The sequence below is a fragment of the Methylobacterium sp. E-041 genome (assembly GCF_022829665.1).
Classification (GTDB): domain Bacteria; phylum Pseudomonadota; class Alphaproteobacteria; order Rhizobiales; family Beijerinckiaceae; genus Methylobacterium.
Genome location: NZ_JAKSYQ010000292.1, coordinates 12,981 through 31,457, shown reverse-complemented (window position 1 = coordinate 31,457; position 18,477 = coordinate 12,981). Strand labels below are relative to the sequence as shown.

22 protein-coding genes are annotated in these 18,477 nt (G+C 70.5%); 14 read left to right on the top strand and 8 right to left on the bottom strand.

Annotated elements, in window-relative coordinates; genetic code table 11:
* Positions 1–80 precede the first annotated feature (80 nt).
* Positions 81–641 carry a TetR/AcrR family transcriptional regulator gene (locus tag MKK70_RS27125; protein ID WP_243951013.1) on the bottom strand — a complete coding sequence of 187 codons (561 nt, stop codon included), beginning with the start codon at positions 639–641 and terminating at the stop codon, positions 81–83.
* Between the two features lie 172 nt (positions 642–813).
* On the opposite strand from MKK70_RS27125, the gene MKK70_RS27120 reads away from it, so the two are divergent.
* The 9 genes from MKK70_RS27120 (at position 814) to MKK70_RS27080 (ending at position 7,999) form a co-directional block, all read left to right on the top strand.
* Positions 814–1,746, top strand: coding sequence for a quinoprotein relay system zinc metallohydrolase 2 (locus MKK70_RS27120; protein WP_147727432.1), 933 nt, complete (start codon positions 814–816; stop codon positions 1,744–1,746).
* 41 nt (positions 1,747–1,787) lie between these two features.
* Complete coding sequence (locus MKK70_RS27115; RefSeq protein ID WP_243951011.1) at positions 1,788–2,621, top strand: quinoprotein dehydrogenase-associated SoxYZ-like carrier; 834 nt, start codon at positions 1,788–1,790, stop codon at positions 2,619–2,621.
* Complete coding sequence (locus MKK70_RS27110; RefSeq protein WP_147727434.1) at positions 2,621–3,217, top strand: rhodanese-like domain-containing protein; 597 nt, start codon at positions 2,621–2,623, stop codon at positions 3,215–3,217. The genes MKK70_RS27115 and MKK70_RS27110 overlap by 1 nt, the downstream gene beginning before the upstream one ends.
* Before the next feature lie 200 nt (positions 3,218–3,417).
* Positions 3,418–4,242, top strand: a complete 825-nt coding sequence (panB, locus tag MKK70_RS27105; protein ID WP_147727435.1) for a 3-methyl-2-oxobutanoate hydroxymethyltransferase — start codon at positions 3,418–3,420, stop codon at positions 4,240–4,242.
* 101 nt (positions 4,243–4,343) lie between these two features.
* On the top strand, positions 4,344–4,580 hold the full coding sequence (locus tag MKK70_RS27100; RefSeq protein WP_147841765.1) for a hypothetical protein: 237 nt from the start codon (positions 4,344–4,346) through the stop codon (positions 4,578–4,580).
* Between the two features lie 105 nt (positions 4,581–4,685).
* Positions 4,686–6,059 carry an MBOAT family O-acyltransferase gene (locus MKK70_RS27095; RefSeq protein ID WP_243951009.1) on the top strand — a complete coding sequence of 458 codons (1,374 nt, stop codon included), beginning with the start codon at positions 4,686–4,688 and terminating at the stop codon, positions 6,057–6,059.
* A gap of 4 nt (positions 6,060–6,063) precedes the next feature.
* The gene (locus MKK70_RS27090; protein ID WP_243934716.1) at positions 6,064–7,083 is read left to right on the top strand and encodes a hypothetical protein; all 1,020 of its coding nucleotides are present in this window, start codon (positions 6,064–6,066) and stop codon (positions 7,081–7,083) included.
* Between the two features lie 176 nt (positions 7,084–7,259).
* Positions 7,260–7,679: an RNA polymerase-binding protein DksA gene (gene dksA / locus MKK70_RS27085; protein WP_147728054.1), complete on the top strand. Its 420-nt coding sequence runs from the start codon at positions 7,260–7,262 to the stop codon at positions 7,677–7,679.
* Between the two features lie 140 nt (positions 7,680–7,819).
* A complete protein-coding gene (locus MKK70_RS27080; protein WP_147728053.1) occupies positions 7,820–7,999 on the top strand; it encodes a hypothetical protein in 180 nt (59 codons plus the stop codon).
* Positions 8,000–8,018: 19 nt separating this feature from the next.
* On the opposite strand, the gene flgH is transcribed toward MKK70_RS27080, so the two are convergent.
* The 4 genes from flgH to flgF are packed head-to-tail and all read right to left on the bottom strand — an operon-like array spanning position 8,019 to position 11,471.
* Positions 8,019–8,783 (bottom strand): flagellar basal body L-ring protein FlgH, encoded by a 765-nt coding sequence (flgH, locus tag MKK70_RS27075; protein WP_147841768.1) that lies wholly within the window; start codon positions 8,781–8,783, stop codon positions 8,019–8,021.
* 33 nt (positions 8,784–8,816) lie between these two features.
* Positions 8,817–9,902 (bottom strand): flagellar basal body P-ring formation chaperone FlgA, encoded by a 1,086-nt coding sequence (flgA, locus tag MKK70_RS27070; protein WP_243934714.1) that lies wholly within the window; start codon positions 9,900–9,902, stop codon positions 8,817–8,819.
* A gap of 22 nt (positions 9,903–9,924) precedes the next feature.
* Positions 9,925–10,716, bottom strand: coding sequence for a flagellar basal-body rod protein FlgG (gene flgG, locus MKK70_RS27065; RefSeq protein WP_147728051.1), 792 nt, complete (start codon positions 10,714–10,716; stop codon positions 9,925–9,927).
* 14 nt (positions 10,717–10,730) lie between these two features.
* Positions 10,731–11,471 carry a flagellar basal-body rod protein FlgF gene (gene flgF / locus MKK70_RS27060; protein ID WP_243951007.1) on the bottom strand — a complete coding sequence of 247 codons (741 nt, stop codon included), beginning with the start codon at positions 11,469–11,471 and terminating at the stop codon, positions 10,731–10,733.
* Positions 11,472–11,751: 280 nt separating this feature from the next.
* On the opposite strand from flgF, the gene fliL reads away from it, so the two are divergent.
* The 4 genes from fliL (at position 11,752) to MKK70_RS27040 (ending at position 14,936) form a co-directional block, all read left to right on the top strand.
* Positions 11,752–12,267 (top strand): flagellar basal body-associated protein FliL, encoded by a 516-nt coding sequence (gene fliL / locus MKK70_RS27055; RefSeq protein WP_147728049.1) that lies wholly within the window; start codon positions 11,752–11,754, stop codon positions 12,265–12,267.
* Positions 12,268–12,319: 52 nt separating this feature from the next.
* Positions 12,320–13,534: a flagellar motor switch protein FliM gene (fliM, locus tag MKK70_RS27050; protein ID WP_147728048.1), complete on the top strand. Its 1,215-nt coding sequence runs from the start codon at positions 12,320–12,322 to the stop codon at positions 13,532–13,534.
* Positions 13,535–13,551: 17 nt separating this feature from the next.
* Positions 13,552–14,055, top strand: coding sequence for a DUF6468 domain-containing protein (locus MKK70_RS27045; RefSeq protein ID WP_243951005.1), 504 nt, complete (start codon positions 13,552–13,554; stop codon positions 14,053–14,055).
* A gap of 128 nt (positions 14,056–14,183) precedes the next feature.
* The gene (locus MKK70_RS27040; protein ID WP_243951186.1) at positions 14,184–14,936 is read left to right on the top strand and encodes a MotE family protein; all 753 of its coding nucleotides are present in this window, start codon (positions 14,184–14,186) and stop codon (positions 14,934–14,936) included.
* 70 nt (positions 14,937–15,006) lie between these two features.
* Here the strand turns inward: MKK70_RS27040 and MKK70_RS27035 are convergent, their stop codons facing one another.
* Complete coding sequence (locus MKK70_RS27035) at positions 15,007–15,558, bottom strand: GNAT family N-acetyltransferase (RefSeq protein WP_243951003.1); 552 nt, start codon at positions 15,556–15,558, stop codon at positions 15,007–15,009.
* Positions 15,559–15,699: 141 nt separating this feature from the next.
* Entirely contained in the window at positions 15,700–16,866 is a 1,167-nt protein-coding gene (locus tag MKK70_RS27030) for a type III PLP-dependent enzyme (RefSeq protein ID WP_243935447.1), read from the bottom strand.
* A 763-nt stretch (positions 16,867–17,629) separates the two neighbouring features.
* On the opposite strand from MKK70_RS27030, the gene MKK70_RS27025 reads away from it, so the two are divergent.
* Positions 17,630–18,163, top strand: a complete 534-nt coding sequence (locus tag MKK70_RS27025; RefSeq protein ID WP_243934708.1) for a GNAT family N-acetyltransferase — start codon at positions 17,630–17,632, stop codon at positions 18,161–18,163.
* A gap of 10 nt (positions 18,164–18,173) precedes the next feature.
* Here MKK70_RS27025 and MKK70_RS27020 read toward each other — a convergent pair whose 3' ends face one another.
* A complete protein-coding gene (locus tag MKK70_RS27020) occupies positions 18,174–18,410 on the bottom strand; it encodes a hypothetical protein (RefSeq protein WP_243934707.1) in 237 nt (78 codons plus the stop codon).
* Between the last annotated feature and the right edge of the window lie 67 nt (positions 18,411–18,477).

Below are 18,477 nucleotides of genomic sequence, written 5' to 3'. Positions count from 1 at the left end.
CGGCGCTGCTTTCAATCCGGCCGCCGCTGTCAGCGGCGCGAAACCCGTCCGTCTCGGGCGGCCATCGTTCGCGAGCCGGGTCAGCGCAGGCGGTCGGTTAGCGCGGTCAGCGTCCCGGCGAAGGCTTCGGGCCCGCCGAGCAGCCGCTCCAGCAGCAGGGCGCCTTCAAGCGTCGCCACCACCAGGCGGGCATGGCGCGCGGGGTCGAGCCCTGCCCGGATGCTCCCATCGGCCTCGCCGTCGCGAAACACCTGCTCCAGCCACGTCAGGTGATGGGCGAAGAACGCGCCGACGTCGCCCCGCAGCCGTTCGGGCAGCGCGTCTCCCTCCGTGGCGAGCGCGGCGCACAGGCAGCCGAGCCCCTGCTCGACACCGCCGAGATAGAGCCGGCCGTAAGCCGCGATCCGGTCGATGCCGGCCGGGTGCGTCGCGCAGATGTCGGCGAGGGCCGCGTCGTAGCGTTCGCCGTAGGCCGCCACCAGTGCCGCGCCGAGATCGTCCTTGGTCCGGAAGTGATGGTGGATGCTGGCCTTGCGGATGCCGACCACCTCGGCGAGGTCGGCGTAGCTGAATCCGGACCAGCCGCGCCCGCGCACCAGCATCTCGGCCTGAAGCAGCAACTCGGCGCGGGTGTCTCGCATCGCAGGGTCGGAAACCGTGTTCGCAGCGCGCCGCCGGGCAGCACGTTCCCTCTTGTGGCACTTGACGCCGAAGAAATCTACCTACTAGATGGTTGGAACAATAAGTCAGGAGGTCCCGCATGTCGGGAACGGCTCAGCGCCACGCCCATGCCCGCCGCAGGGATTCTCGGCGATGAGCGCCGTGCTGACGCGCCGCGCCGCGCTTTTCGGCGGGTTCTGCCTGTGCTGCCTTCCGAAGCCCGGCTTCTCGGCCGAGTCCTTCGCGATGGAGGAGGTCGGGCCCGGCATCTTCATGCGCCGCGGACCGAACGCCGACGCGACGCCCGAGAACGACGACGCGATCGCCAACATCGGCTTCATCGTCGGCAAGGAGGCCGTGCTGGTCACGGAGTCGGGCGGCAGCCTCGCCGACGGGCAATGGCTCCGCTCCGAGATCGTGAAGCGCACGTCGAAGCCGATCCGGCACGTGGTCATCACCCACGTCCATCCCGACCATTGCTTCGGCGCCGCGGCCTTCCTGGCCGACAAGCCCAACGTCATCGGCCATGCCCGCCTGCGCGAGGCGCTCGACGCGCGGGGCGACTATTACCGCCAGCGGCTCGTCGACATCCTCGGCGCCGACAAGGCCGGCAGCGTCGTCTACCCGACGCAGGAGGTGAAGGACGGGGCCGAGGTCGACCTCGGCGATCGCACCCTGCGCTTCGCCGCACACGCCACCGCGCACACCTCCTGCGATCTCTCGATGATCGACAGCGCCAGCGGCCTGCTGTTCACCGGCGACCTGCTCTCGGTCGGCCGCATCCCCTCGCTCGACGGCAACCTCAACGGGTGGCTGAAGGAGATCGAGGGCTTGCGGGGCTCGGGCGCGACCCGGGCGGTTCCAGGCCACGGCCCAGTGTCCGTCGCGCTGGCGCCAGGGCTCGATGCGCTCGCCGGCTATCTCACCACGCTGCGCGACGAGACCCGCAAGGCCATCGCCGCCGACGTGTCGATCGAGAAGGCGGTGGGGACCGTCGCGCAATCCGAGCGCGGCAAGTGGGACCTGTTCGACAGCTACAACGGCCGCAACGTCACCGAAGCCTACAAGGAGCTCGAGTGGGAATGAGGCCCGGCACGACTTATCTTTCACGCCATCGGAGGAACGCCATGAAGTCCGCCCTTTCGTTGATCCTGAGCGCGAGCCTGTCGGCCGCCATCCTCGCCGGCCCAGTCCTGTCCGGACCCGTCCTGGCGGCCGGTGCCTCTGACACCGACGCCGAGCGCGCCGCGCGCTGGCAGGAGATCGCCAAGTCGGTGTTCGGCGACCGCAAGATCGCGCCGACCGACACCCTCATCCGGATCGACGCGCCGAACCGCGCGATGGATGCGGCGCTGGTGCCGATCACCCTGACCATGCCGGAGAAGGACAAGATCAAGGCGGTGCACTTCGTCATCGACGACAACCCGTCGCCCTACGCCGCGCACTTCACCTTCGGCCCGGCCGCCGACCCGAGCGAGCTGAAGCTCCGGGTGCGCGTGAACAACTACACCAACGTCCACGCCGTCGCCGAGACGAAGGACGGCGGCCTCTACGAGGCGGTCAAGTTCGTGAAGGCGTCGGGCGGCTGCTCGGCTCCCATGGGCATGAGCGACGAGGAGGCGATGAAGGGCATGGGCGACATGCGGATGAAGTTTTCCGGCGAGGCCCAAGCGGGCAAGCCCGTCGAGGCGACGCTCATGATCCGCCACCCGAACTTCTCGGGCATGCAGATGAATCAGGTGACCCGCGACTACACGCCGGCGCGCTACATCAACAAGCTCGTCGTCACCGCCGGCGACAAGACCGTGTTCGCCATGGACGGCGACATCTCGATCGCCTCGAACCCGGTGATCAATTTCGGCCTCATCCCCGAGCCCGGCAAGCCGATCAAGGTCGCCGCCACCGACAGCCAGGGCGGCTCGTGGGAGCACAGCTTCAACGCGCCGAGCCCGAGCAACTGATGCCCGCGCGCCGATCCCATCGCCTGATCCGCGTCGGCACGGCGCTGGCCGCCGCGGGTCTCCTCGCCGCGGCGCCGGCGGACTCACCGGTGAACGTGCCGGAGCCGGCGGGCCTGCACGAGGGCGTGCAGCAGGGCTACACGCCGAAGACCCTGAGCGGCGCCGTCGTCGTCGACATCGCCGCCCTCGACGCGCTGATGCCGAAGCAGCCGCTGCTCATCGACGTGGCTTTGGCCGACCGGAAGCCCGCGAACTTCCCGGCGGACCGGCCCTGGCTTCCGGCCCACCGCTCGGTGCCCGGCGCCGTCTGGATGCCGAATGCGGGCGCGGCGCCCCTCGATCCCGTACGGGAGGACCTGTTCCTGAAGCGGGTCGAGGCGCTGACCGGCGGCGACAAGGCGAAGCCCATCGTCACCTTCTGCCATCCCGATTGCTGGGGCAGCTGGAACGCCGGCAAGCGTCTCGTCCGGCAGGGCTACACCGCGGTGCACTGGTTCCCCGACGGGATCGAGGGCTGGCAGGACAAGCACGAGACCGCGGTGGTCCGAGAGGACCCCGAATGGGCGCGCAAGCCGGTCTCTGCCGGCGAGCGGTAGCGCCTTCTCGAGCGCGCCGCATGCCGGCTCGCGTGGACGCGTCCCGCCCGGCCGAGCCTTACACCCTCCCGCAAAGGAAAAGCGGCGGGCGGGATTCCCGGCGCCGGACGGTGTAGAGGAGGCGCGCGGGCGATCCTGATCGGCCGCGAGCCTCCGGCCCGTCAGCCGCGGGCGAGGTGACGAGAATGGAGTCCAAGACCATGTCGCAGGTCGTGCAGTCGCGGCGCGTGATGGCGGTGGATCTCGCCAAGCGGAAGGCCGAAGGCGCCAAGATCATCGCGCTGACCGCCTACCACGCCCACACCGCCAGCATCCTCGATCCGTATTGCGACTTCATCCTCGTCGGCGACTCGCTCGGCATGGTGATGCACGGCCTCGAATCGACCCTGCCGGTCACGCTGGAAATGATGATCCTCCAGGCCCAGGCGGTGATCCGCGGCACCTCGCGGGCGCTGGTGGTGGTCGACATGCCGTTCGGGTCCTACGAGGCGTCGCGCGAGCAGGCGTTCATGAACGCCGCGCGGGTGCTGAAGGAGACCGGGGCCGGCGCGATCAAGATGGAAGGCGGTGCCCGCTTCGCCGACACCGTCGCGTTCCTGACCCAGCGCGGCATTCCGGTGATGGGCCATATCGGCCTGACGCCGCAATCCGTGAACACCATGGGCGGTTTTCGCGTCCAGGGCCGCGGCCCGGACGGCGAGCGCATCCTGATGGAGGATGCCCGCGCGATCAGCGAGGCCGGCGCCTTCGCGATCGTGCTGGAAGGCATCGTCGAGCCGGTGGCCAACGCCATCGCCCGGTCGCCGGCCGTGACCGCGCCGACGATCGGCATCGGGGCCTCGGCGGCCTGCGACGGCCAGATCCTGGTGCTCGAGGACATGCTCGGCCTGAGCGACCGGGCGCCGAAATTTGTGAAGAGCTTCGGCTCGCTGCGCGCCCACATCGAGGAGGCGGTGCGCACCTACGCCGACGAGGTCCGGTCCGGGCGCTTCCCCGCCGAGGATCACACCTACGGGCCGCGTTGAGGGCCGGTTCACCCTGTTCGGGGCGAAAACCCTCGGTCGCGCATACCGGGCGATCGATCGGGCATGGTCGTGCGTTACCCTCCCGATCATTCGGAGACGGCATGGACGCGCGCTGCATCACCCTGAACAACGAGGCGGTCCGCATCGGATCGGAGCGGCTGCTCAGCCACCTCCGCAGCGAGGGCCTGAATTACGACCTCTGGGTCACCGGCACCGATTGCGGGAGCACGGTGCACCTGCGGGTCGACGACCTCACCGACAGCCTGGACAGCCGGATCCGCGCGGTGCTGGTCGGAACCGCCACGACGCTGGACCTCGCGACCCGGCCCCACGCGTAAGGCGCAACGCCGTCGATTGACGCATCCCGGTCGATCCCCGACAAGGCGGCCGCCCGACGCTCGGTCCGAGCGGCGCGGCATACCCCCGCCGCGCCGCCCCGGCCGATGCTGATTAACTCCTTCGTCTTCCTCCTCGCGTTCCTGCCCGCGGCGCTGGCGCTGCACGCCCTCGTCGAGCGCCATCGGCCGGGCCTGCGGCTGCCGCTGCTCGTCCTGCTGTCGTTCGTGTTCTACGGCTGGTGGGACGTGCGGTTCGTGCCGCTGCTGCTCGGCTCGATCCTGGCGAACTGGCTCGTCGCCCGCGCCTTCGTCAGGGCGCCGACCCGCTGGCTGATCCCGGGTGCGATCGCGGCGAACCTCGTCGTCCTGGCGCTGTTCAAGTACCTCGATTTCTTCGCCGACCTCGCCGGCCTGATCCCGGGGATCGAGGCGCCGCGGCTCGGCTGGGTGCTGCCGCTCGGGATCTCGTTCTTCACCTTTCACCACATCATGTACCTGACCGACCTTCGGGCCGGCCGCGCGCCGGCCTTCGGGCTGACCAAGTACGCGCTCTACATCGCCTTCTTCCCGCAGGTTCTCGCCGGCCCGCTCGTGCGCTGGAGCGAGATCATGCACCAGTTCGACGAGCGCCCCTATGCGCGCCCGGATGCGGCGGAGCGGATCTGCCGCGGACTGATGCTGCTCACCGTCGGCCTGTCGAAGAAGGTCTTCTTCGGCGATCCGCTGGCGGGCTACGTCAACCCGGTGTTCCAGGCCGCCGCCGCCGGCAAGGCGGTGACGACCGCCGAGGCGTGGCAGGCCACCCTTGGGTTCACCTTCCAGATCTACTTCGACTTCTCGGGCTACACCGACATGGCGCTGGGCATCGCGCTGCTGTTCGGGCTCGTGCTGCCGCAGAACTTCGACGTGCCGTACCGGTCGGCGTCGCTGCGCGACTTCTGGCGGCGCTGGCACATGACGCTGTCGCGGTTCCTGCGCGACTACCTCTACATTCCGTTCGGCGGCAACCGCCGCGGCCTCGCCATCCAGGTCGCGGCCCTGTTCGCGACGATGACGCTCGGCGGCCTCTGGCACGGGGCCGGGCTGACCTTCGTCGCCTGGGGAGCGCTGCACGGGGCCGGCCTCGGGGCGGGCATCCTGTTCCGCCGGGCGAACCTTCGGATGCCGATGGTCCTCGGCTGGGCGCTGACGTTCCTGTTCGTGGTGCTGACCTGGGTGCTGTTCCGCGCCACCAGCTTCGAGGCGGCGCTGATCGTGTTCAAGGGGCTGGCCGGCTTCGGTCCGTCCGGCACCGGCTTCAAGTGGCGGACCATCGCCGTCGCCGCGGCCGTGGCGACGGTCGGGCCGAGCGCCTGGGCCGCGGTCCACCGCATGCCGCCGAGCCGGCTCATCGCCGCCGCCTTCGCGCTGCTGTTCGTCGTCGTGCTCCTGAAGATCGGCGACGACGGCAATTACGACTTCATCTATTTCCAGTTCTGAGCCGATGCGGACCCCGTCGCCCGACACGGCCTGGCACGATTTCGCCCGCACCGCCGTGCTGACGGCGATCGGCCTCCTGTACGGCTACCTCGCCCTCGCGATCGCGATCGATCCCTACGACAGCGGGCGCTCCACGCTCTTCTCCGTCGGCGGCGTCCGGCCCCAGGGGCCGCGCACCGCGCTCGCGGTCCGCGGGCGCGACCCGGCCTTCACGGGGGCCGTCATCGGCAATTCGCACATCCAGCTCGTCGAGCCGGCCCGCCTCTCGGCCGCCACCGGCATTCCGTTCGTGCAACTCTCCGTGCCGGCGACGGGCCCGGGCGAGCAGCTGCTGGTTCTCGACTGGTACCTGCGCCATCATCCGAAACCCGCCGCCTTGGTGATGGCGGCCGACGACTTCTGGTGCACCGACGATCCGGCGCTGCCGCCCGGCAAACCGTTCCCCTTCTGGCTCCTGGAACGCGACCCCGTCGCCTACGCCTTCGGCCTGCTGCGCTTCAACGTGGCCCAGGAGGTCGTCGGCCGGATCGGGTGGCTGCTGCGCAGGAAGCGGCCGATGGCCCGCGCCGACGGGTGGTGGGATTACGAGCCGGATTATCTCAAGCTCGGGTTCGGCGGCGGCGACCGGCGCGCGCCGAGCGCGGGGCCGCCCGTGCCGGACACCCCCGATCCGCACAAGGCCGGCCCGTTCCCCGCGGCCGCGCGCCTGACCGCGATGCTCGCCCGCGTCCCACCCGCGACCCCCGTCGTGCTGGTGTTTCCGCCGATCCATGCCTCGGCCCTGCCGCGCCCGGGGACCGCCCGCGCGGCGGCCGAGCAGGCCTGCAAGGCCGCCATCGCGGCGGCGGTCGCGACCCATCCGCTCGGCAGCGTGCTCGACGAGCGCCGCGACACGCCCGAAACGCACGAGGATGCGCAGTTCTTCGACCAGAGCCATTATCGGCACCCGATCGCCCGGGCGCTCACCGATGCCGTCGCCGCGGCGATCGTCCGCCTCCGCGGTCCGTCGGCAATCCACGATTGAGCAAACCAATCTCCGTCGCACGCGCGCGACCGTGGCACCTTTGCCGCATCAATTGGCGCAGCGTGTGCAAGCACCGCAGCTTGAACGCGGGTGCGTTGTAGCAGCAATCCACCTCGACTATACGGCAGGCAATTATCGCCGCGGACCGGCCGTACGGGACTATGGAAGGGCGACGAATGGCGAAGGTGACGCTGGAGGACGGCTACGTTCCGTCCGACGACGAGCCCTTCATGAACGAGCGTCAGCGCGAGTATTTTCGGCGCAAGCTGCTCGGCTGGAAGAGCGACATCCTGCGCGAGGCGCAGGACACCCTGGTTGCGCTGCAGAGCGAGAACGAGAACCACCCCGACCTCGCCGACCGCGCCTCGTCGGAGACCGACCGGGCGATCGAGCTGCGGGCCCGCGACCGGCAGCGCAAGCTCACCGGCAAGATCGATGCGGCCTTGGCGCGGATCGAGGACCGCTCCTACGGCTATTGCGAGGAGACCGGCGAGCCGATCTCGCTGCGCCGGCTCGATGCCCGGCCGATCGCGACCCTGTCGCTGGAAGCGCAGGAGCGTCACGAGCGCCGCGAGCGCGTCTACCGCGACGACTGAAGTCTCTCGCGGTGCAGCATGCGGTTTTTCAGTAACCGGGCGGTCTCGACTGTGCCGTAGCCCGGAAAATCGCAAGCTGAGCCGCGGGAACCCCCGGGCTTGACCGTGCTTTACCCGATCACATCATCGGAGGCACGTCCATGGACAACGATGTTCTGATTCCGGTCCTCGCCATCGGAACGATCGTGGTCGCGACGGTGATCGCGGTCTGGCAGCGGACGCGCGTCGCGAAGATCAAGCACGATCCCACCCGCTCGGCGGTGATCTCGGGGCACGGCGAGGCGCCGCGCCCCAACCGGCCCGGCACCGAGCACACCTGATCGGAGCGTTCGGCCCTGGTCAGAACGGCAGCAGGATGTCGACGATCTGCTGGCCGTAACGCGGCTGCTGCACGTCGGTGATCTGGCCGCGTCCGCCATAGGCGATGCGCGCCTGGGCGATCTTGGTCGATTCGATGGTGTTGTCCGACTCGATGTCCTCCGGGCGGACCACGCCGGCCACGATCAGCTCGCGCACCTCGAAGTTGATCCGGATCTCCTGCTTGCCCTCGACCACCAGGTTCCCGTTGGGCAGGACCTGCGTCACGATCGCGGCGACGTTGGTCGACACGGTCTCGTTGCGCTGGACCGAGCCGACGCCGTCGTTCGAGGAGCTCGACGTGGCGGCGAGCAGCTTGTCGGGCGACACGCCGGCGGCGAGCACGGCGGCGTTCTTCTCCAGGCCGCCGGCATTCGGCAAGCCGAAATTCTCGGTGTTGCTGCGCGAGCGCTTGGTCTCGTTCGAGATGTTGGCCTGATCCGTGACGTTGACCTTCACCGTGACGAGGTCGCCGATCCGCGCGGCGCGCTGGTCCTTGAAGAAGGCGCGCGAGCCGGTGCGCCAGAGCGAGTTCGGCGCATACGAGACCGGCTGCACGTCGGGCATCGGCAGGCGGACCGGCTTGTAGCCGGCCTGCGCCGTCGGATCCTCGATCGCCGACAGGTTGGGCTGCGCGCCGACCTGGGACAGGCGGTCCATGGTGTTGCAGGCGCCGAGCCCGGCGCAGGCGACCAGCGCCGCGGCGAGGGGCAGGGCGCGGCGCGGGGAGCGCGAAGGATGACGCATCGGATCGTCTCTGCCTGATCTTGATGGGTGCGGTCAGCGAAGCGTGGTCGGCGGCTCGGCGCTCGCCTGCCGCTGCGGTGGGGCCGGGCCGACCGAGACGCGGCCCGGGCCGATCACGATCGCCTGGAGAACCTTCTTCGAGGCGATGTTGACGACGTTGACCGTCGCGCCCAGCCGTCCGGCATCGGTGGCCTGGCCGCGCATCGCCAGGCTGATGCCGGGGGATTCGTAGACGATGGTCACCGCCTCGCCGCGGGCGACGAGTTCCGGCGGGGCGGTATCGCCGGTGCGGAGGATCGCGCCCTGGCTCAGCGTGCGCTGCGCGACCTCGCCGACCAGCGTCGCGCCCGAGGCCAGCGCGTCCGGCGGCGAGCCTTCCCGCGGGCGGCGCTCGATCGTCAGGTCGGCGGCGGTGACCGGCTCGCCGCGGTTGAGGGTGCGGTTGACGATGGCGACGTCGCGCATCTCGATCACCACGCCGGAGACCCGCAGCGAGGCCTGGCGCTCGCCGAGCGTCATCAACCCGCCGACGCGGCGCGAGCGCGGATCGTAGTTGAGATCGAGGGCGACGACCTGGCCGTCGAGATCGACCGGCGCCAGCAGCATCGGCCCGTCCCCGTCGAGGCGCACGCTCACCGATTTCGCGTCGACCCCGTAAGCGGTCTCGAGCGCACGGCGCAGCGCCGCCTCGATCTCCTGGGCTCCGACCCGGCGCGCGGCGCGCTGGACCGCGACCTGGAGCCGGCCGCCCGTCTCGACGGCGCCGAGGTTGAGGGCCGCGACCGCCTCGAGGATGCGGCGGGCCTGGATCGTGCCGGTGGCGCCGAGCGCGGGCGCCCGGAACAGCGGGCGCTTGGCCGCCGAGCTCGGCGCGCCTTCGACGAGATCCTCGAGGGTGAGCACGTCGCCGCGCGCGGTGACGTCGCCGCGCAGGCGCATCGCCTCGTCGGCGAACGCCGGCAGCGTGTAGGCGCCGAGAACGGCCAGCGCGAGGAAAGCGAAGGCCGCGCGCAGCAGCACCGCGACGCCGAGCGGGGCGGTGCGCAGGCCGGCGGAACGCGTGATCGGCCGCAGCTCGGCCTCCTGGCGCGGTTCGTCGTAGGCGGGGGAATGGAACATGACCGTCGGGCTCCGGGCGGCGCTAGCTGCGGAACATCTGCGAGGTGGTGGAGAGCATCTGGTCGGCGGCGGTGACGACCTTCGAGTTCATCTCGTAGGCGCGCTGCGCGGCGATCAGCGACGAGATCTCGGTGACGGCGTTGACGTTCGCCTCTTCCAGGTACGATTGCTGGAGGTTGCCGAAGCCCTCGCCGCCGGGCAGCCCGCTGACCGCCGGACCCGAGGCCGCGGTCTCGATGAACAGGTTGTCGCCGATCGATTCGAGGCCGGTCTTGTTGACGAAGCGGGCGAGCTGGAACTGGCCGAGCGATTGCGGTGCGGTCTGCCCGGGCAGCGTCGCCTGCACCGCGCCCGTGGCGCTGATGGTGACGGCGGTGGCGGTGTTCGGCACGGTGATGCCGGGATCGACGAGGTAGCCGTCCCGGGTGACGAGCTGCCCCTGGGCCGACAGGTCGAAGGAGCCGTCGCGGCTGTAGGCGGTGCGCCCGTCCGGCATCGTCACGCGGAAGAAGCCCTCGCCGCGGATCGCGACGTCGTAATCCTTCTCCGTCGAGGTCAGCGTGCCCTGCGACATGATGCGGGCGGTCGAGACCGTCTTCACGCCCGAGCCGATGGCGAGGCCGGCCGGGAGCTGCGTGTTCTGGTCCGAGGTCGAGGCGCCGGCGCGGCGCAGGTTCTGGTAGAGCAGATCCTGGAAATGCGGCTGCTGGCGCTTGTAGCCGGTGGTGCGAAGGTTGGCGATGTTGTTCGAGATGACCTGGACGTTGAGTTCCTGGGCCGCCATGCCGGTGGCGGCGGCGTAGAGCGCGCGCATCGTCTAGCTCCCGCTCAGGCGACGTCGGCGAGGCGGCGGATCGCCGTGCCCCGCAGATCGTCGAGCCGCGTGATCACGCTGGAAACCATGGCGTAGGTCCGGTTCACGTCCATCAGCCGGGTCATCTCGAGCACCGGGCGCACGTTGGACTTCTCCAGCGTACCCGATTCGAGGCGCCCCCTGATCCCCGCGGGCTGCGGCTGCGCGCTCGATTCGTAGAGGTTGGCGCCGGCATTGGTCAGGGTCTGCGGGTTGGCGAAGGTCACCAGCCGCACCTTCCCCCGCACGCCGAGATTGGTGGAGACCGTGCCGTCGGGGCCGATCGAGAGCCCGGTCTCCTGCGGGTTGACGGTGATCGGGCCGCCCTCGCCCTGCACCGCGTAGCCGTCGCTGGTGACGAGGGTGCCCTGCGCGTTCACCTCGAAGGCGCCGTTGCGGGTGAAGCGCACGCCCTGCGGCGTCTGCACCGAGAAGAACGCCTCGCCCTGGATCGCCACGTGGGTCGGGTTGCCGTCGGGCTCGATCGCGCCCTGGCCGAGGTCGAGCGCGGTGCCCTGGTCGATGACGTAGGAGAGGCGGCGATCCGAGCCGGCGAAGGTGTCCGCGCTCGCCGTCGGCATCAGGTATTCCTGGAAGCGCGTCGAACGGCCCTTGAAGCCTGTGGTCGAGACGTTGGCCATGTTGTTGGCGATGACGTCGAGCTCGCGCTGAAGCGCCATTTGGCTCGACACGCCGACGAGGAGGGCATTCTGCATCGTGGACTCGATCCGTCGTGCCGCGGTGGCGGCGAGGGGATATCCGCATCCCTCGTGCCAGAGTGCGAAAACCGATTTTCGTGTTTCAAGTCAATGGCTTGGCGGGGCGATCGCGGGTCGGCCGAAACGACCGGATCGGTCCGGCGGCAAAGCCGACCCGGCAGATTGTGCCGGCTTAACGGCGTGTTAACCCTGCCGGCCGATACCGGAGCCTCGAAGGGGCCCGCACCCGATAGGCGTGCGCCCGGATGCTCACCCGACGGATCGCGGACTACCGCTCATGGCCAAGAAGCCCAAGAAAGCGGATGCCGCCGAGGGTGCCGGCGGCGAGGCCGCAGCCCCGAAGAGCAAGAAGAAGCTCATCATCATCGTCGCGGCCGCCGTGCTCCTCCTCGGCGGGGGAGGGGGCGCGTTCATGCTGAAGAAGCGTGCCGCCGCCGAGGCCGAGGCCGAGCACGCCGCCGAGGTCGCGGAGGTGAAGAAGCCGTCCATCTTCCTCGACGTCCGAGAGATGGTGATGAACCTCAGCCCTGAGGCCGGCGTCGAAAAGGCCAAGTTCGCCAAGGTCCGCATCGCCCTCGAGCTCAAGGACGCGAAGGTCGAGAGCGAGGTGAAGCCGCTGATGCCGCGGGTCGAGGACGCGCTGCAGATCTACATGCGCGACCTGCGCGGCAGCGACCTCTCCGGATCGCTGGGCCTGTATCGCCTCCGCGAGGAGCTGCTGAAGCGGGTCAACGTCGCGGTCTATCCCGCCCGTGTCGAGGCGGTGCTCTTCAAGGACGTGATCGTCCAGTAGCGACCGGCCGCAAACCCGAGCCCGACCGCGCCTCTCTGCAACCGAGCCCCTCATGGAACCCGACGACCCGAACGTGGAGGACGACTGGTCGGCAGCCCTGATCGAGCAGGGCGCCGAGGGCGGGGACGCGTCGCTCGCCGACGAGTGGGGCGCCGCGCTCGCGGAGCAGGGCACCACCCGCAACGCCAGCGACGTCGCCGCCGAGTGGGCGACGATGATCGAGGACGGGGAGAGCGACAACCTTCCCGAGCTCGCCGGCAACGACCGCATCCTCAGCCAGGACGAGATCGACGACGTCGTCGGCTTCTCGCTGCGCGAGCTGTCAGCCTCGGGCGCCGGCGGCGTCCGCGCCATCGTCGATTCGGGCGTCGTCCAGTACGAACGCCTGCCGATGCTGGAGATCGTCTTCGACCGGATGATCCGGTTGCTGTCGACCTCGCTGCGCAACTTCTTCCAGGACAACGTCGAGGTCACCCTCGACAACATCACCTCGGTCCGCTTCGGCGACTACCTCAACGCCATCCCGCTGCCGACCCTGCTCGGGGTGTTCAAGGCCGACGCCTGGGAGAATTCCGGGCTGGTCACGGTCGAGTCGAACCTCGCCTACTCGACGCTCGACCTGCTGCTCGGGGGCAAGCGCGGCGGCTCGTCGAGCCGCCTCGACGGGCGTCCCTTCACCACCATCGAGATGCAGCTGGTCCGGCGCCTGGTCGAGATCATCCTCGGCGACCTCGAGCTGTCGTTCCAGCCGCTGTCGCCGGTGCGGTTCGCGATCGACCGGATCGAGACCAACCCGCGCTTCGCCACCATCACCCGGCCGGCCAACGCGGCGATCCTGATCTCGCTCCGCCTCGACATGGACGGGCGCGGCGGCCTGCTGCAGATCCTGTTCCCCTACGCCACCATCGAGCCTATCCGTGAACTGCTCATGCAGAGCTTCATGGGCGAAAAGCTCGGCCGCGACCACGTCTGGGAAGGGCACCTCGCCACCGAGATCTGGCAGGCGGACATGACGATGGAGGCGGTGCTCCACGAGATGACGCTGCCGCTGAAGCGCGTCATGGCGCTGAAGGTCGGCGACACGCTGATGTTCGACGCCAAGCCGAGCGACCTCATCACGGTCCGCTGCGGCGAGTGGGCGCTGACGCAGGGGCGGATCGGGCGCGTCGACGACAGCATCGCCGTGCAGGTGACGCGGCCGCTGCGGCGCTCGCGCACCACGCTCCAGGCCTACGAGGCCTCGATGAACAACCGAAGCGACACCTGAGCGATGGATTTTCGGTCATGAGCCTCCTCGTCACGCTCGCCGCAGACGGCCTCGTCGCCGTCCTGCTCGTCGCCACCATCGTGTCGTCGATCAAGCTGTCGCGCCGCATCGTGCAGCTGAAGGGCGACGAGGCCGCCCTGCGCCAGACCATCGGCGACCTGATGGTCGCCACCTCGACCGCCGAGCGCGCCATCGCCGGCCTGCGCAGCACGCTGGACGAGTGCGACCGCACGCTGGCGGAACGCCTCGGCACCGCCGAGCGCTACGCCGCCGACATCGCCGCGCAGGTCGAGGCCGGCGAGGGCGTGATCGCGCGCATCGGGGCGATCGTCACGCAGATGCGCGGCGCCGCGCCTCGGCCCGTCGCGCCCGAGCCGGCCGTGCAGCGCCCGACGATGCGCGTCGCGAGCGAGACGCCGGCCTCCGACGGCCCGAACGGCGAGCGCCTCGGCGCCGCCGCCGCCGCCGCCCTCGCGATGACCGAGCGCGCCCTCCACAGGGTGCGGAGCCGCGCCGCATGAGTGCTGGGCCTCCCGCCCGGACCGACCCCGCCCGAACCGCGCTCGCGGCCGCCGAGGGCGCGCGCGCGGCCAAGGTCGTCCGGGGCGCCAACAACGCGAAGGCCCTGACCGCCCTGGCGCGCGCGCGCATGCGCGCGATCCGTCCGTTGCGCCTGCGGATGATCGATGCGGTCACGCTCGCCGCCGCCGGGCTGCTGGTGCTGAAGCTCATCGCGATGTCGGTCGAGACGCCGCAGGTCGGCACCGAATTGCCGGCCCTCGCCCAGGTGCTCGCCAAGGCCCGCGCCGGCTACGAGCTGGCCGACCCCGCCACCACCGGATCGGTGACGCCCAAGGACGAGACGAAGGCGGATGCCAAGAAGCCCGAGCCGCCGCCCCAGGCTCAGCCGCCGATGCCCGAGCCAGTCTCGCCGAGCGAGCGTGCCCTGCTGGAGAAGCTCGGCGCCCGGCGCGACGCGCTCAAGCAGAAGAGCGACGAGCTGGAGCTGCGCGAGAAGATGCTCGGCGAGGCCGAGCGCAAGCTCGAGACCGGGCTCGGCGACCTCAAGCAGGCCGAGGACAAGGTCGACACATCCGGCAAGGCCAAGGCCGAGGCCGAGAAGGCCGGCCTGAAGAACCTCGTGACGATGTACGAGACGATGAAGCCGAAGGAGGCCGCCCGGGTCTTCGACCGTCTCGGCCAGGACGTCCTGGTATCGCTGGTGCTGGCGATGAATCCGCGCAAGATGGCGGAGGTGCTGGCCGTGATGCAGCCGGATGCCGCCGAGAAGCTGACCGTGGCCCTGGCCAATCGCGCCCGCGGCGTCGCCGGCCCGCAGGCCGCGGCCGGCGGAAGCCTCGGCCCGAACGAGCTGCCGGCGATCGAGCCAGGCGGCCGCTGAGCCGCCCGGCTACGTTTCCGTCGCGCCACCCGGGTACGCGGCCGTGCCGCCCCGGCCGGTCCGGTCGCGCTCAGGCGGCGCGTCGTCGGCCGTCCGCCGCGCCCGCCGTGCCGAGATCCGCCGGGGCATCGAGGACGCCCGTCGCCCGCACCAATCCTTCGGCGCCGGTGAGCGCGCCCGCCCGCAACTCGAGGCCGAGGAAGCGTTCGCGCGCGAACGGGCCGGGCAGGGTGAGGCCGGCCGCCAGGGCCCCCGAGAAGCCGAAGCGGTCGTAGTAGGGCGCGTCGCCCACGAGCAGCACGGCGCCGTGCCCGAGGGATTCGGCGCGGCCGAGGGCGGCATGCATCATGACCCGGCCGAGGCCCTGGCGCTGCAGCGCCGGGTCGACGGCGAGCGGCCCGAGAAGCAGGGCCGGCCGGGCGCCGGCCTCGACGGTCCAGAGCCGCAGCGTCCCGATCAGGCGCCCGTGGCGGGTCGCCGAGAAGGCGAGGCCGCGGGCGGGCAGGCGGCCTTCCCGCAGGCGCTCCGAAGTCTTCGCGCGGCGGTTCGCGCCGAAGCAGGCGTCGAGCAGGCGCTCGCGCGCCGCGACGTCGAGATAATGCTCCGCCCGGATCTGGATCATGACCGTAACCGCCCCGTCATGGCGTGACGCTCGAGGATCCGCGCATCCCTGCCGGCGACCGGATGAGAGCCGGCCGATCGGGATGCGCGGTCTGGGTTCAGATGCCCTAACGACCCGCGGCCGCCGAAGGTGCGGATCGGGTCAGATCACGATCTGTTGCAGCGGCGGGAAACCGTTGAAGGCGACCGCGGCGTAGGTCGTGGTGTAGGCGCCGGTGCCCTCGATCAGCACCTTGTCGCCGATGGAGAGGGAGACCGGCAGCGGGTAGTGATCGCGCTCGTAGAGCACGTCCATCGAATCGCAGGTTGGGCCGGCCAGCACGCACGGCGCCATCCGGTCGCCGTCATGCGCAGTGCGGACGGGATAGCGGATCGACTCGTCCATGGTCTCGGCCAGCCCCCCGAACTTGCCGATGTCGAGGTAGACCCAGCGCACCTCGTCCTCCGCGGCCGACTTCTTCGAGATCAGCACGACCTCGGCCTCGATCAGGCCGGCGTTGCCGACCATGCCGCGGCCCGGCTCGATGATCGTCTCGGGCAGCCGGTTGCCGAAGTGCTTGGTGAGCGCGCGGAAGATCGCGTCGCCGTAGGATTCCACGCCCGGCACCTGCTTGAGGTACTTCGTGGGGAAGCCGCCGCCGAGGTTGACCATCGACAGGCCGATGCCGCGGAGCGCGCACTCGCGGAAGATGGTCGAGGCGGAGGCGAGCGCTCCGTCCCAGGCCTCGGTGTTGCCCTGCTGCGAGCCGACGTGGAACGAGACGCCGTAGGCCGAGAGGCCCTGACGATGGGCGTGATCCAGCACGTCGACCGCCATCTCCGGCTCGCAGCCGAACTTGCGCGACAGCGGCCAGTCGGCGCCGGCTCCGTCGCACAGGATGCGGCAGAACACCTGCACCCCCCCGGCCTCGATCCCGGCGGCGGCGGCGGCGCGGACGATCTTCTCGACCTCGGCCTCGCAATCGACCGCGAACAGGCGGATGCCGAGACGGAGCGCGCGGCCGATGCAGCGCTCCTTCTTGATGGTGTTGCCGAAGGAGATCCGCTCGGCGGTGGCGCCGGACGCGAGCGCCATCTCGATCTCGGCGACCGACGCTGTGTCGAAGCACGAGCCCATGTCGGCCAAGAGGCGTAGCACCTCGGGGGCCGGGTTGGCCTTCACCGCGTAGAACACGCGGGTGTCGGGCAGCGCGCGGGCGAACGCGGTGTAGTTGTCCCGGACCACGTCGAGGTCGAGCACCATCACGGGGCCCTCGTCGCGGCCGAGGTCGCGGCGGACGCGCAGGAAGTCGCGGATGCGATCGGTCATGTCGATTCCAACCCACAGGTTCGCGGGGCCGCCCACGGGGGAGCGCGCCGTCGAAGATGTGACGGTCCAGGCGGACCGCCGGCGTCTGGGGCCGATGCGTCGCGCGGACCCGCGCGCTGTGGAGACGCGACGATCCGTGCGGGCGCGAAGAGCACCCGGAGGCTGCCGTGGATTGGACGGGGTTTTCCCATCCGCACGCCGGGCAAGGAGAAACAAGCCTCTTCGGTGCCGGCCTTTGGAGGGCCGACGAGACCAAAAAAGCCCGTTCGTCGTTGCTTTAAGCTGCGTCCCCCGTGGAGAGCGGGGTTCGCCGGTTTCGCCTCCGGCTGCCGGTTGTTGTCGGGGTCCGGTGTCGCCACCTGGATGCCGGCCGGAGGGGATCCACCCTGTCGACCATCGATCCTTTAAGACCCCTGGCGGCTGTCCGGCAGTTGGCCGGATGCCCACCAACCGACACGCGGCCACAGGCACGTGCGAAATTGGGCAGGGCGGATATACGGACGCCGCCGCGCCATCACAAGGAGAAATCGCCGCCTTGCGGTGGGATTTCCTGTGCAGAGCGGGCAGCTGTTGCCAAAACGCAGCGCTCGGCCGTGGCCGGGCTTCCCAAGCGCGCGAAGAGGGGGCATCTGACGCCGGTCGACGGTGGCGACGCCCTGCCGGTCCGCGGCATCCGGGCGTCGTGCTGCGCGTGCGGCGGGCGGTGAGCGGCGGTCATCATGGTCGGGGTGAGACGGCGGACGATTCGGCCCCGGGGGACCGCGTGAGCCCGCAAGCCGACGGCGAGCTGAAGATCCGCCCCGCGCGCCTCGACGATCTCGATGCCCTGGTCGCCCTGGAGAACGCGACCTTCTCGACCGACCGCGCGGAGCGGCGTGCGATCCGGCACGCGATCCGCTCGCCCTCGATGAGCGTGCTGGTCGCCTTGCTGGAGGAGGAGGACGGGACCAACGTCCTCATCGGCGCGGCGACGCTGGAGCGCCGCCGCAACAGCCGCAACGCGCGGCTCTCGTCGATCGCGGTGTCGTCGTCCCGTTCGGGTCTCGGCCTCGGCGGGCGGCTGATGCAGGCGGTGGAGGACGAGGCCCGCCGCCACGGCTGCACCCGCCTGCGCCTCGAGGTCCGCGCCGACAACGGCGCCGGCCTGCGCTTGTACGAGCGGCGCGGCTACACCCGCTTCGACGTGCGCGAGGATTATTACGAGGATGGGATGGAGGCGTGGCGCTACGAGCGCCCGCTCGTCGACGACGCGCCGGGCACGGCGCAGGTGCCGCCCCGGCAGCGCCGGAGCGGTTGAGGCCGAAAGATCAGTCGCAGCGCTCCTTGCGCACCGTCTTGCGGTCGCCCTCGTCGTTGGTCGACGTAACCGTCTTCGTGGAGCAGCCGTCGCTGCTCTCGCGGGTCTCGACCGTCTTGCTCTCGGTCGCCGGGCGGTCGACCACGACGGTGTCCGGCGCGCCGCGCTCGATCACGGTGGTCTGGGCGGTGGCGGCCTGGATGCCCGCGAGGGCGAGGATCGCAGCGGCGGGAACGAGGATGCGCATCTGACGGGGACTCCGAGGAAGGTCTGGACCGGACGCGGAAACGGCCTTCGGTGCCAAACCGTTCCGG